The organism is uncultured Aquincola sp. (assembly GCF_964001545.1).
Lineage (GTDB): Bacteria > Pseudomonadota > Gammaproteobacteria > Burkholderiales > Burkholderiaceae_C > Aquincola.
In genome coordinates this window covers 1-12,620 of sequence record NZ_CAXFDV010000267.1, presented here as the reverse complement: position 1 = coordinate 12,620, position 12,620 = coordinate 1, and the positions used below count along the sequence as shown (strand labels likewise).

Sequence of the window (12,620 nt, the reverse complement as noted above, 5' to 3'; positions counted from 1 at the left end):
GAAGCCCATGCGCGCGGCCAGCGCGCGGAAGATGTCGGTGTTGGACCGGGCCTCGCCGCGCGGCGTCAGCGAAGGCTGGTTCAGCAGCACGTAGGTGTGACCGTAGCTGGTGTGCAGGTCCAGGTGTTCCAGCTGCGTGGTGGCGGGCAGCACGTAATCGGCATGGTCCGCGGTGTCGGTCATGAAGTGTTCCAGCACCACGGTGAACAGGTCTTCGCGCGCAAAGCCCTGCACCACCTTGCGCGACTCCGGTGCCACCGCCACCGGGTTGCTGTTGTAGACCACCACCGCCTCCACCTTTGGGCCGAAGCCGGGGCCGGCCTCGCGCAGCAGCTCGTCGCCAATGGTGCTCATGTTCAGCGTGCGCGGCCGGCGTGCACCCATCAGGTCGGGCCGCTGCAGCGCCGCATGGTCGATGGCCCGCACGAACCAGCTCGAAGCACTGAGCAGCATGCCGCCCGACGGATGGCGCCAGGCGCCGGTCAGGCAGGGCAGCAAGGCCACCAGCCGCACCGCATTGCCGCCGCCGCGCACCCGCTGCATGCCGTAGTTCAGGCGGATGGCCGCGGGTTGGGTGCTGCCGTAGTCGCGGGCCAGCTCGCGGATGTCTTCGGCGGCCACGCCGCACACCTGCGCGGCGCGCTCGGGCGGCCATTGCAGCGCGCGCTCGCGCAGCTCGGGCCAGCCTTCCACATGCTGGTCGATGTAGTCGGTGTCGAGCCAGCCCTGGGTGATCAGCTCATGCATCAGCGACAGCGCCAGCGCGCCGTCGGTGCCCGGCTTCAGGGCCAGATGGCGGTGGCACTTGTCGGCGGTTTCGCTGCGGCGGGGGTCGATGCACCACAGCTTGGCGCCGGCCCGCTTGGCCTGCTGCGCAAAGGTCCAGAAATGCAGGTTCGACGCGATGCTGTTGCTGCCCCAGATGACGATGAGCCGGCTGCCCGCGAACTGCTCCAGGTGCATGCCCAGCTTGCCGCCATAGGTGGCCTGCAGCCCGGCCGCGCCCGCGCTGGCGCAGATGGTGCGGTCCAGCAGCGAGGCACCCAGCCGGTGGAAAAAGCGCGCCGCCATCGATTCACCTTGCAGCAGGCCCATGGTGCCGGCGTAGCTGTAGGGCAGGATGGCCTGCGGATCGCGCGCCGCGATGGCCTGCAGCCGCTGCGCGATGTCGCTCAGCGCCTCGTCCCAGCTCACCCGCTTGAACTGCCCGCTGCCCTTGGGGCCGGTGCGCTTCATCGGGAACAGCACCCGCTCGGGGTGCTCCACCCGCTCCGCGTAGCGGGAGACCTTGGTGCACAACGCGCCGTGGGTGGGCGGGTGGTCAGGGTCGCCCTGGATGCGGACCACCCGGTCGTCGGCCACGGTGACGCGCATAGCGCAGGTGTCGGGGCAGTCGTGCGGGCAGGCGCCGCGCACGGTACGTTCAGCGATGGCGGTCGAACTCATCGGGTCACTATGGCACAGGCCGAGGCGGGGCATGGGCCCGGCGTAAACTGGCCCGCTCCCTGCTTGGAGCTTTGTTCATCATGCAATTGATCGAATCGATCCTGGCAGACGCTGCCAGCATTGCCAGCCTGCGACGAGACATCCACGCCCACCCGGAGCTGTGCTTCGAGGAAGTGCGCACCTCCGACCTGATCGCCAAGGCGCTCACCGACTGGGGCATCGAAGTGCACCGCGGCCTGGGCAAAACCGGCGTGGTGGGCATCGTGCGCAACGGCACATCGAAACGCGCCGTCGGCATCCGCGCCGACATCGACGCGCTGCCGATGACCGAACACAACCACTTTCCGCATGCCAGCAAGTACGCCGGGAAGATGCATGCCTGCGGCCACGACGGCCATACCGCGATGCTGCTGGCCGCGGCCAAGCACCTGAGCCGGCACCGCCACTTCGACGGCACGGTGTACCTGGTGTTCCAGCCCGCCGAAGAAGGCGGCGGCGGCGCCCGCGAGATGATCAAGGACGGCCTGTTCGACCTGTTCCCGATGGAGGCGATGTTCGGCGCCCACAACTGGCCGGGCCTGAAGGTGGGGCAGTTCGCGCTCAGCAGCGGGCCCATCTATGCCTCCAGCAACGAGTTCAAGATCACCGTGCACGGCAAGGGCGCCCACGGCGCGATGCCGCACCTGGGCATCGACCCGGTGCCGGCCGCCTGCCAGATGGTGCAGGCCTTCCAGACCATCATCAGCCGCAACAAGCGGCCGATCGACACCGGCGTGATCTCGGTGACCATGATCCACACCGGCGAGGCCACCAACGTGATCCCCGAGCGCTGCGTGATGGAAGGCACCGTGCGCACCTTCACCACCGAGGTGCTGGACCTGCTGCAACGCCGCATGCAGGAAGTGGCCGAGCACACCGCCGCCGCCTTCGAATGCACGGTCGATTTCGAGTTCGTGCGCAACTACCCGCCCACCATCAACCACGACGCCGAGACCGAGTTCGCCAAGGGCGTGCTGGCCGAGGTGGTGGGTGCCGACAACGTGGTGCCCTTCGAGCCGACCATGGGCGCCGAGGACTTCAGCTTCTTCCTGCAGAAGATCCCGGGCTGCTACCTGATGATCGGCAACGGCGAAGGCGCACACCGCGAAGGCGGCCACGGCCTGGGGCCCTGCATGCTGCACAACCCCAGCTACGACTTCAACGACGACCTGATTCCCCTGGGCGCCACCGCCTGGGTGCGCATGGCCGAGCGCTGGCTGGCGCCGCGCTGACACTGCGCGCCCCCTTCCTCCTTGCCTGAGTACCCGGCCCCCATGAGCATTACCACCGACATCGACCGCTGCTTCGCCAGCACCTATGCCGAGGCGCGGCAGAAGTTTCTTGCCGCGGCCGACGCGGCCGGGCTGGATGTGCACAGCCACCCGCACCCGCTGGTGGGCCGCGACGGCGAGGCGCTGGCGATGGACGTGGCGCGTGCCGGGCCGGCGGACGCGGCTTCGCTGCTCATCGTCAGCAGCGCCTGCCACGGCATCGAGGGCTACTGCGGCTCGGGCGTGCAGAACGCGCTGCTGGCCGACGGCGCCTTCGCCCGCCGTGCGGCGGAAGCCGGCGTGGCGGTGCTGTACATCCATGCGCTCAACCCCTGGGGCTTTTCGTTCAACCGGCGTACCACGCACGAGAACGTCGACCTCAACCGCAACTGGCACGACTTCAGCCGGCCGCTGCCCGAGAACCCGGGCTACGACGAGCTGGCCGGCTACATCGTGCCCGAGACCTGGCCGCCTTCGGCCGACGCCCAGGCCGCGCTGGAGGCCTATGCCCGGCAGCATGGCGAGCGCGCGCTGCAGACCGCGATTTCGGGCGGCCAGTACAACCACCCGCAAGGCATCTTCTACGGCGGCCGCAACCCCACCTGGAGCCAGCAGACGCTGCGCCATGTGCTGGCCGAGCACGCCACCCGCTGCAGCCGGCTGGGCTGGATCGACCTGCACACCGGCCTCGGCCCCTCGGGCCATGGCGAGCGCATCTTCGCCTGCCGCAACGACGCCGCCGCCCTGGCCCGCGCCCGCGCGTGGTGGGGCGACGCGGTGACCTCCATCTACGACGGCAGCTCCAGCTCTTCGCCGCTGGTGGGTCTGATGTGGAGCGTGGCCGACGAAGCCTGCGCCCAGGCCGAGTACACCGGCATCGCGCTGGAATACGGCACCGTGCCGCTGGGCGAGATGCTGGAAAGCCTGCGCGGCGCGCAGTGGCTGGAGAACCACCCCGAGGTGGGCGACACGCCGCAGCGTCACGAGATCGAGCGCCGCATGCGCGCGGCCTTCTACACCGAGACACCGGCCTGGAAGCAGCGCATCGTCGAGCAAGGCGCCGAGGCTGCCTGGCAGGCGGTGCAAGGTCTGGCCGCCACGCCAGGCAAGTGATAGAACCGGCACCGTCCGCCACTCGCGCACGGTGCCGCCATGGATCTTTCCGCCCTCATCGCCGCCGCCTGGGAACAGCACGCCGACGACGCTGAAGCCACCGCGCGGCGCATCGCCGAGATGCTGCCGCAGGTGCAGGCCGCGGCCGATGTACCGCCCTTCGCTGCGCTGCTGGCCCATGTGTACGGCGAGCACCTGGGCCAGTGGCCGCAGGCGCTGGCCTTGCTGGCCCGCCTGCGCGGCGTGGCTGGTGAAGACGCCACGGCCCAGGCCGCCGTGCTGCGCGCCGAGCGCACCTTGCGCTGCGCCAGTGGCGACGCCAGCGCACTGGACGACCTGAGCACCCCCGACCGCGCCGCCGTGCTGGCCGGCACCGCCGCCATGCAGCTGGGCCGCGGCCAGACCGAAGCCTCCGCGCAGGCGCTGGACGCCGCGCTGGCGCTGGCCGAAGGCGGCCTGCCCGACGGATCACCCGCGCTGCGGGCGCTGGCCGTGGCCGGCAACAACATCGCCGCCGAGCTGCAGCAGCACCCGCACCGCAGCGCGGCGGACACCGCGCTGATGCTGCGCGCCGCCGAGACCGGCCTGCGCTACTGGTCGCGCGCCGGCGGCTGGCTGCAGGTGGAGCGGGCCGAGCACCGGCTGGGCAGCTGCCAGCGCGCGGCCGGCCGCCACGCCGAAGCCCGCGACAGCGCCCGCCGCTGCCTGGCGGTGTGCGAGGCGAACGACGCGCCCGACTTCGAACGCTTTTTCGCCCATGCGCTGCTGGCCGTGACGCAGCGTGACCTGGGCGACGAACCCGGCTTCAGCGCCGCCCGCGACGCGGCGCTGGCCCACCACGCCAAGCTACCCACTGAAGAGCAGGCCTGGTGCCAGCAGGAACTGGCCGAGCTGCAAGCCGCCGCAAGCCCGCCCGCCTGAACACGCGGTGGCTTCACGTCCCGTGAAGCCGGGTGACCCACTCAAGTTTCTTCTTCGGCCACCAGTTGCAGCGTCACCGGCGCCGCCCGGTGCAGCTCCGCCTGCACCGACAGCCGCAGCGGCTGGCCGGGCTCCACCGTCTTGCGGAAACGCACGTCCAGGCTGTCGCGGCCGCTTTCATGGGTGGGCACCCGGCGCGCCCACTGCTGCGCGCCGTCCACCAGCACCTTCAGGCCGTGCCAGGCGTCGGTGGCCTCACGCGCCTGCACCTGCAGGCTGCAGCTGATCTCGAAGCTGCGGGTGCGCACCGCGTCGGGCGGGATGTCGAGCTTCAACAGGCTGCGGCCTTCGGTCTCGGCTACCCATCGTTCGGGCGTGGTTCGGCTTGGCATGGCGGCATCCGGGGCTGGGGCCTCAGCCCCGCCGGGCCGCCCCAAGGGGCTGAGATCCCCAAGGGTCCGAAGGGCCCTTTCACAAGCGCCTGGGGGGCGCGAGCGTAGCGAGCTTGGGGGCACCATATCAATGCGGCTTGCGGCGATCGGTGGGCTTGTCGTCGGTCGGCGGCCGGAAGGCGTCGGGCTTGTAGACGTTGCCCTCCCAGCGGCCGCGGCGGGAAGCGCGCCGGATGGCTTCCTGCGCCATGCGGGCAGCTTCTTTCGGGTCGGCACGCCGCTCGGTGCGCGTGGGCAGCGGCCGGCCGCGCCGCACCCGCTGCCACAGGCGCTGCGCCGTGGCGTCGAGGCGGCTGCGCAGGCGCGCGCCGATCACCATGCGCACGAGCAGCGCCAGGCAAACGGCCAGAACCATGCCGGCCAGCACACGGGTGATGATGTCCATCGGCCGCAGATGGTAGCGCCGCCGCCATCGCCCGGGTGGCCGCGGGGGTGGCAGCCTGGGGAGAAGACCTGCTCGCGCCCTACTCGCGCGTGGGCGCCAGCCAGCGCTCCAGCGTGCTGCCCAGCAGCTGCACGTTCACCGGCTTGGCCAGGTAGTCGTTCATGCCGGCCTGCAGGCAGCGCTCGCGGTCGGCGGGCGTGGCGTGGGCCGTCAACGCGATGATGGGCGTGCGCTGCGCCCGCGAGCCGGCTTCGCCGTCGCGGATGCGGCGGGTCAGCTCGTAGCCGTCCATGCCGGGCATCTGGCAGTCCATCACCACCACCGCAAAGTCGCGCGCGTCCAGCGCCGCCATCGCGCCGGCCGCATCGGAGGCCACGTCCACCTCGAAGCCCAGGTGCTCCAGGAACGAGCGGGCCACCACCTGGTTGATCTCGTGGTCTTCCACCAGCAGCACGCGGCCGCGCGGCGTGGCGCCGGTGGCGGCCAGCGCACCGGTGGCGGCGGCGGCCGGCGCGCCGCCGCGGCTGGCCGATTCCAGCGCGCGGGCCAGCGAAGCGTCGTCCACCGGCCGCTGCAGCCGGGTGCCGCTGGGGCCGCCGGGCAACGCTTGGGCCGCCGGCTCGCTGCGCAGGATGAGCAGCCGCTCCCAGGGCACGGGCTGGCTGTCGTCCAGGCCGTTGGGCGGCCAGCCGTCGTGCGGTTCGTCGTACAGCACCGCATGCGGCGCCTGGGCGCTCAGCATCTCGGGCGCAAAGGCCAGCTCGCGCCAGGTCATCGAGGCCACCACCTCATGGCCCAGGTGGCGCAGGCGCGCCTGCCAGGCCTGCTGGCTGGCCGGCGCATCGCTGATCACGGCCGCGCGGCGTGGCAACGCCTCACGCGCCGCGGCGGTGACCGGGGGCGGCGCTTCCAGCGGCTGCAGCGGCAGCCACACGCGGAACAGCGCGCCGTGGCCCTCTTCGCTTTGCAGCGACACCTGGCCGCCCATGGCCTGCACCAGCAGGTGCACCACTGCCAGCCCCAGGCCGATGCCGCCCTGGCGGCGCGCCAGGCTGGCATCGGCCTGCACGAAGGGCGCGAACACGCTGGCATGCAGCGCGGGCGCGATGCCGATGCCGGTGTCGCTGACCTCGATCAGCACACCGCCCTCCGGCGCCGGCCGGGCCGCCAGCAGCACCTGGCCCACCGGGGTGAACTCCAGCGCGTTTTCCAGCAGGTGGTTGACCACCTGGCGCAGCCGTGCCGCATCGGCCGCCACCCACACCGGCAGCGCCGGGTCGAGCAGGCATTCCAGCAGCAGGCGCTTGGCCTGGGCCCGCGGCCACACCTCGGCCACCGCGGCATCGAGCAGGCCGCGCAGGGCCACCGGCTCGGCGCGCAGGCGCGGCGGCTCGGCTTCCAGGCGGGTGAAGTCGAGCAGCCGGTCGACCAGCGTCAGCAGGCTGCCGGCCGAGCGCTGCATCATCTCCACATAGCCGCGCTGGGTGGCGTCCAGCTGGGTGGCGGCCAGCAGGTCGGCCATGCCGGTGATGCCGCTCATCGGCGTGCGGATCTCATGGCCCAGGTGGGCCAGGAACTCGGACTTGGCGCGGCTGGCGGCCTCGCTGGCCGCCAGGGCCTGGCGCAGCGGCGCCGCATCGGGCGCCGGCTCGGCAGCGGCCTGCGGCGGCGCCACCGGCAACGGGGCTTCGGCCGGTGCAGCCACCGGTAGCGCAGCCGGCCGGGCCCGCCAGTGCCGCCACCATTGACGCCACGGCGGGCGGGTGGAAGCGGGGGTAGGCGGCTGGTCCATCGGCATTGGGCGAATAGTCGCCGAGCATAGCCTTCACGCAGCGGGAATATGCCCTTGCCAGCCCCCTCGGGTCGGCGTAGCGGGGCCGCCGCGCTTCAGGTCACGCGCGGCTTGACCCACACCCAGGCCACCACGCCGATGAGCATCATGCCCATGGAGGTGAGCGCCAGGCCGATGGCCGAATGCATCACCAGCGGCGCCACCAGGCCGGCCACCAGCCCGTTGGCCAGGCTGCCCACGCAGGCCTGCAGCGAAGAGGCCATGCCCCGGCGGTCGGGCGCCTGGTCCAGCACCAGCAGCGTGACCACCGGCACCATCAGCGCCCAGCCGAAGGCGAACACGCCGATGGGCAGCAGCGCCCAGGCCGGGTGCGGCGGCAGCAGCAGGTTGAGCGCCACGTTCACCACCGACACCACCAGCATGATGAGAAAGCCGTGGCGGATCTGGTGCTGGGGCTTGATGCGCCCGGCCAGCCGGCCCGACAGCCAGGCGCCGCACATGATGCCGCCGATGGTGATGCAGAAGAACCAGAAGAACTGGGTGGGCGCCAGGTGCAGCAGCTCGCCCAGGAACACCGGCGCCGACAGCACGTACAGGAACATGCCGTTGAACGGGATGCCGCTGGCCAGCGCCAGCGCCATGAAGCGCGGGCTGGCGCCCAGCTGCAGATAGCCGGCCATCAGGTGCCGCGGGTGGAAGGACTGGCGCTGCGCCGGGTCCAGCGTTTCGGGCAGCAGCCGCCAGTTGATGAGCCACAGCGCCGTGCCCACCAGCACCAGGAACCAGAAGATGGCGTGCCAGCCCAGGTGCACGAACAGCAGGCCGCCCACCATCGGCGCCACCGCCGGTGCCACGCCGAAATAAATGGTCACCTGCGACATCACCCGCTGCGCCTCGGCCGGCGGAAACATGTCGCGGATGATGGCCCGCGACACCACCACGCCGGCCCCGCAGGAGATGCCCTGCAGCGCGCGGAAGAACACCAGCCAGCCCACGCTTTGCGACAGCGCGCAGCCCAGCGACGCCAGCGTGAACACGCCCATGCCGCACAGCACCACCGGCCGGCGGCCGAAGCTGTCGGCCAGCGCGCCGTGGAACAGGTTCATCAGCGCGAAGCCGAACAGGAAGGCCGACAGCGTCTGCTGCATCGCGGCCGGCGTGGCGCCCAGCGAGGCCTGGATGCCGGAGAAAGCCGGCAGGTAGGTGTCGATGGAAAACGGCCCGACGGTGCCCAGGCAGGCCAGCAGCACGGCCAGGGTCCAGCGCGGGCCACGCCACAGGGAAGAAGCTTGGGGATTCACGGCGAGCGTCCGTAAGCGGGCTGCCGCCCGCGGGTGGATGAAAAGTGTGAAGCAAGCCGATAGGCCGGATTCTGTGCACGGCGTCGCCCTTGCAGGCGCCGCCGCGTGACCGCCATTCCTCTGGGCCGTGGGTCGCCCACACGGCTCGGTGCCACCTACCCGCACACTCCTCGGGCCGAATCAACGTGTGCCTATTTGGTGTTGCTGCGCGCAGAGATTGCCCGTTTCACCCGCCGCGGCGCAAACCGCGGCGACTCGTCTCTGTTGCTCTGATCCTCACCTCGCGGTGGAGAGCCGTTAGCTCCTGCGCTGCCCTGTGCAGTCCGGACCTTCCTCCAGTGCCGTGTTTCCACGATCGCACCAGCGGCGGTCTGGCTTGCTTCACCGTGCGATTATCGCGGTACAAGCGTCATTCAGAATTTTTCGCCAGAAGGAGACCGTCCATGCGCGCCGACAACGTCCTCGCCACCATCGGCAACACGCCCCACATCCGCATCAACCGCCTGTTCGGCGCGTCGGCCAATGTCTGGGTCAAGTCCGAGCGCGCCAACCCCGGCGGCTCCATCAAGGACCGCATCGCGCTGGCCATGGTCGAAGACGCCGAGGCCCGCGGCCTGCTCAAGGCCGGCGGCACCATCGTCGAGCCCACCTCGGGCAACACCGGCGTGGGCCTGGCCATGGTGGCGGCCGTCAAGGGCTACCCGCTGGTGCTGGTGATGCCCGACAGCATGAGCGTGGAGCGCCGCCGGCTGATGCTGGCCTACGGCGCGCGCTTCGTGCTCACCCCGCGGGCCGAGGGCATGAAGGGCGCCATCGCCAAGGCGCAGTCCATCGTGGCCGAAACCGCCGGCGCCTGGATGCCGCAGCAGTTCGAGAACAGCGCCAACATCGACGTGCACCTGCGCACCACCGCGCGCGAGATCCTGGCCGACTTCCCCGAGGGCCTGGACGCGCTGATCACCGGCGTGGGCACCGGCGGCCACATCACCGGCTGCGCCCAGGTGCTCAAGGCCGAGTGGCCGCAGCTCAAGGTGTTTGCCGTGGAGCCCACCGCCTCGCCGGTGATCAGCGGCGGCCAGCCTTCGCCGCACCCGATCCAGGGCATCGGCGCCGGCTTCGTGCCCAAGAACCTGCACACCGCGCTGCTGGACGGCGTGGTGCAGGTCGACGCCGAAGCCGCCCGCGAGATGGCCCGCCGCAGCGCCCGCGAAGAAGGCCTGCTGGTGGGCATCAGCAGCGGCGCCACGCTGCAGGCCATCGCGCAGAAGCTGCCCGAGCTGCCGGCCGGCGCCCGCGTGCTGGGCTTCAACTACGACACCGGCGAGCGCTACCTGTCGGTCGAAGGCTTCCTGCCGGCCGAGTGAAGCAGCCCGACGTGCCCAAGCCCTTGAAGTTGGCGGCCGCGGCGATGCCGGGCCTGGAATACGCACTGCCCCCCGGCACCCGGGTGGGCGGGGTGGTGATCGACTCGGTGTTGTCCGTCGGCGAGTTCGGCATCGTCTACCACGCGGTGGACCCGATGCTGCGGCGCCCGGTGGCGGTCAAGGAGTACTTCGTGCCCGCGCTGTGCGTGCGCGACGCCGAAGGCCAGGTGGCGCCGCGCAGCGAGGCCCAGGCCGGCGCCTTCGCCACCGGGCGCCAGGCATTCGTCGAAGAAGCACGGCTGCTGGCCCACCTGGAGATCCCCGGCCTGTTGCCGGTCACCGGCCTGTTCGAGGACCGCGGCACCGTGTTCCGGCTGATGCCGTTTGCGCCCGGGCGCACGCTGGCCTCGTGGCGGGCGATGTACACCGACACGCTGGACGAAGGCGGCCTGCGCCACCTGCTGAGCGACCTGATGGTGCCGCTGGAAGCGCTGCATGCCGCCAACCTGGTGCATGGCTATGTGCTGCCCGAGCAGGTGATCCTGGCCGAAGGAAGGCCGGCGCTGCTGTTGGGCTTTGGCACCGTGCGCCGCTCGCTGCAGGGTGCGCTGGACGCGGCCTACACCCCGATGGAACAGCTGCCGGCCGGCGGCCACCTGCCCCGCGGCGCCTGGAGCGACGTCTACGCGCTGGCGGCGCTGGCGCGCTTTGCGATGTCGGCGCAGCCGGTCACCGCCTCCGGCGAGCCGCCCACCGCCCATGCCCTGCGCGCCCGCGCGCCGATCGGCCATGCGCTGTCGCATGCGCTGGAGCGGGCGCTGTCCACCTTGCCCGGTGACCGGCCACAGTCGATGGCGGCGCTGCGCCAGGCCATGGGGCTGCGCCACAGCAGCGGCCCGGGCGCCGGCATGGTGGACGTCACCCTGCCCGGCGGCGAGGCCTTCGACGCCACCGCCACCCGCCCCTGGCCCGCGCCCTCGATCGGCGCTTCGCTGCGGGCCGCGACGGCGCGCGCCCCCGTGGCCGAGCCGCCGGCCGTGGCCGCGCCGCTGCGGCCCACACCCCGGCCGTCGCCCGCGCCTGCGGCCCTGGGCGACGAGGGCGGCCCTGCAGCCGCCTTCCCGCTGCCCGGCCGGCCCTCGCTGCATGAAGCGCCGCCGCCGGTGGCCCATGCCTGGGAAGACAAGCCGCCCGTAGCGCCTGCAGCCCCTGCTGCACCTGGCGATGGGCCGGTGACACCGCCCGCGCCCGTTGCGCCAGCGTCGGCGGCTGCGATGGCCGAGCCGGCGCTGCCCGCCGTGGCCGCCATGGCGCCGCCGACCGCTGTGCCTGCCGCCGATGCCGCCGCCGCCGCCGCCGATGCCGATGCCGATGCCGATGCCAATGATCGGCCGGCGCCCAGCCCCGCCGCTGCGCAGGGGCCCGGCGCACCGCGGCCCGACCCGACCGCTGCCGCCGAGCCCACGCTGGCAGCGAACGAAGCGCTGACGGCCCACCTCACGGCCGGCCCGCCCGAGCCCGCGTTCGACGTGCCGCCCGCACCGGCCGCACCCGCCGCGGCCGACAACGCGCCCGCGCACGACCCGATTCCCGAAGTGATGGCCAATGCCGCCGCGCACGGCCGTGTGGAGCCGCCGTTGCATGCGGTGCCGGTGGTGCCTGTGATGCAGGTGGCGCCCAGCGAGCAGGCGACGCAGACGACGCCCACGGCACCGGTGGTGCCTGTCGCGCCTGTCGCGCCTGCCGAGCCGGCGATGCGGGCTGAGCCGATCGAGCCGGCAGCGCCCGCCTTTGCCGCGGCGCCCGCGCCCGCGCTGCCGAAGCTGCAGCCCATCGAGCTGCCGCCCGACCGCCCCGCCCGTGCGCCGGCAGCGCCCACTGCGGAAGAGGAAGAGCCGATCGACGATGCAGTGCGCGCCGCCATCGCCGCGGCCATCGGGTCCTTGCCGCCGGCCCCGCCGCGCCGCGCCCCGGGCGCGCTGCCGGCCGGCGCCGCATCGGCGCCCGATCACGGCCTGCCACGCATCGAGCTGCCCGACCTGATGCTGCCCCCGGCCGACGCGCCCGACGAAGCGCAGGCGCGTGCTGCCCAACGCCAGCGGGCCAGCGGGCCCTCGATGCGCACACGCATCATCGCCGCGCTCGTCGGCCTGCTGGTGCTGATCGCCATCGCCGCGGTGGCCTGGTCGGCGTGGAAAGACGCCACGCTGAACCTGGGCGGCGGCTGAGCGCGTGAAGCCGCCGGGCGTCAGGCGGCGAGACGCCAGCGCAGCGTCTCGCCCCCGCGCAGCGGCTTGAGCTGCGCATCGCCGAACGGCACCGCCTCGGGCACCGGGTAGTCCTCACGCACCAGGGTCACGCGGCCGGTGTTGCGCGGCAGGCCGTAGAAGTCGGCGCCATGGAAGCTGGCGAAGGCCTCCAGCTTGTCCAGCGCGCCGGCGGCCTCGAACACCTCGGCATACAGCTCCAGCGCGGTGAGCGCGGTGTAGCAGCCGGCATGGCCGCCCGCATGCTCTTTCAGATGCGCCGCATGCGG

The 12,620-nt window shown here is 72.3% G+C and carries 10 protein-coding genes, 1 other RNA gene and 1 pseudogene; 5 read left to right on the top strand and 7 right to left on the bottom strand.

Annotated elements, in window-relative coordinates; translation table 11 throughout:
- Window positions 1-1,446: molybdopterin-dependent oxidoreductase (locus ABNT58_RS09295; RefSeq protein WP_348753208.1), on the bottom strand; the 1,446-nt coding region annotated here is incomplete at its 3' end.
- A gap of 80 nt (window positions 1,447-1,526) precedes the next feature.
- Between ABNT58_RS09295 and ABNT58_RS09290 the strand changes: the two genes are divergently transcribed.
- The 3 genes from ABNT58_RS09290 to ABNT58_RS09280 are packed head-to-tail and all read left to right on the top strand — an operon-like array spanning window position 1,527 to window position 4,790.
- Window positions 1,527-2,717, top strand: a complete 1,191-nt coding sequence (locus ABNT58_RS09290) for a M20 aminoacylase family protein (RefSeq protein WP_348753207.1) — start codon at window positions 1,527-1,529, stop codon at window positions 2,715-2,717.
- 42 nt (window positions 2,718-2,759) lie between these two features.
- A complete protein-coding gene (locus tag ABNT58_RS09285) occupies window positions 2,760-3,869 on the top strand; it encodes a M14 family metallopeptidase (RefSeq protein WP_348753206.1) in 1,110 nt (369 codons plus the stop codon).
- Window positions 3,870-3,908: 39 nt separating this feature from the next.
- Window positions 3,909-4,790, top strand: coding sequence for a hypothetical protein (locus ABNT58_RS09280; protein WP_348753205.1), 882 nt, complete (start codon window positions 3,909-3,911; stop codon window positions 4,788-4,790).
- Between the two features lie 41 nt (window positions 4,791-4,831).
- On the opposite strand, the gene ABNT58_RS09275 is transcribed toward ABNT58_RS09280, so the two are convergent.
- The 5 genes from ABNT58_RS09275 to rnpB form a co-directional block, all read right to left on the bottom strand.
- Entirely contained in the window at window positions 4,832-5,182 is a 351-nt protein-coding gene (locus ABNT58_RS09275) for a hypothetical protein (protein ID WP_348753204.1), read from the bottom strand.
- 127 nt (window positions 5,183-5,309) lie between these two features.
- Window positions 5,310-5,627 (bottom strand): hypothetical protein, encoded by a 318-nt coding sequence (locus tag ABNT58_RS09270; protein WP_348753203.1) that lies wholly within the window; start codon window positions 5,625-5,627, stop codon window positions 5,310-5,312.
- 79 nt (window positions 5,628-5,706) lie between these two features.
- Window positions 5,707-7,332 (bottom strand): response regulator, encoded by a 1,626-nt coding sequence (locus ABNT58_RS09265; protein WP_348753202.1) that lies wholly within the window; start codon window positions 7,330-7,332, stop codon window positions 5,707-5,709.
- A 182-nt stretch (window positions 7,333-7,514) separates the two neighbouring features.
- On the bottom strand, window positions 7,515-8,720 hold the full coding sequence (locus ABNT58_RS09260) for a multidrug effflux MFS transporter (protein ID WP_348753201.1): 1,206 nt from the start codon (window positions 8,718-8,720) through the stop codon (window positions 7,515-7,517).
- Between the two features lie 44 nt (window positions 8,721-8,764).
- Window positions 8,765-9,103: RNase P RNA component class A (gene rnpB / locus ABNT58_RS09255), an RNA gene on the bottom strand.
- Window positions 9,104-9,163: 60 nt separating this feature from the next.
- Between rnpB and cysK the strand changes: the two genes are divergently transcribed.
- Window positions 9,164-10,084 carry a cysteine synthase A gene (gene cysK, locus ABNT58_RS09250; protein ID WP_348753200.1) on the top strand — a complete coding sequence of 307 codons (921 nt, stop codon included), beginning with the start codon at window positions 9,164-9,166 and terminating at the stop codon, window positions 10,082-10,084.
- Window positions 10,085-10,095: 11 nt separating this feature from the next.
- A complete protein-coding gene (locus tag ABNT58_RS09245) occupies window positions 10,096-12,312 on the top strand; it encodes a hypothetical protein (protein ID WP_348753199.1) in 2,217 nt (738 codons plus the stop codon).
- Between the two features lie 20 nt (window positions 12,313-12,332).
- Here the strand turns inward: ABNT58_RS09245 and ABNT58_RS09240 are convergent.
- A pseudogene (locus ABNT58_RS09240) lies at window positions 12,333-12,620 on the bottom strand (dihydroorotase); the annotation flags it as partial.

What these genes read in the sequence shown, in the direction of transcription:
- ABNT58_RS09290 (WP_348753207.1), top strand. Translation starts at nt 1,527, where the DNA reads ATGCAATTGATCGAATCGATCCTGGCAGACGCTGCCAGCATTGCCAGC.
- ABNT58_RS09285 (WP_348753206.1), top strand. Translation starts at nt 2,760, where the DNA reads ATGAGCATTACCACCGACATCGACCGCTGCTTCGCCAGCACCTATGCC.
- ABNT58_RS09280 (WP_348753205.1), top strand. Translation starts at nt 3,909, where the DNA reads ATGGATCTTTCCGCCCTCATCGCCGCCGCCTGGGAACAGCACGCCGAC.
- ABNT58_RS09275 (WP_348753204.1), bottom strand. Translation starts at nt 5,182, where the DNA reads ATGCCAAGCCGAACCACGCCCGAACGATGGGTAGCCGAGACCGAAGGC.
- ABNT58_RS09270 (WP_348753203.1), bottom strand. Translation starts at nt 5,627, where the DNA reads ATGGACATCATCACCCGTGTGCTGGCCGGCATGGTTCTGGCCGTTTGC.
- cysK (WP_348753200.1), top strand. Translation starts at nt 9,164, where the DNA reads ATGCGCGCCGACAACGTCCTCGCCACCATCGGCAACACGCCCCACATC.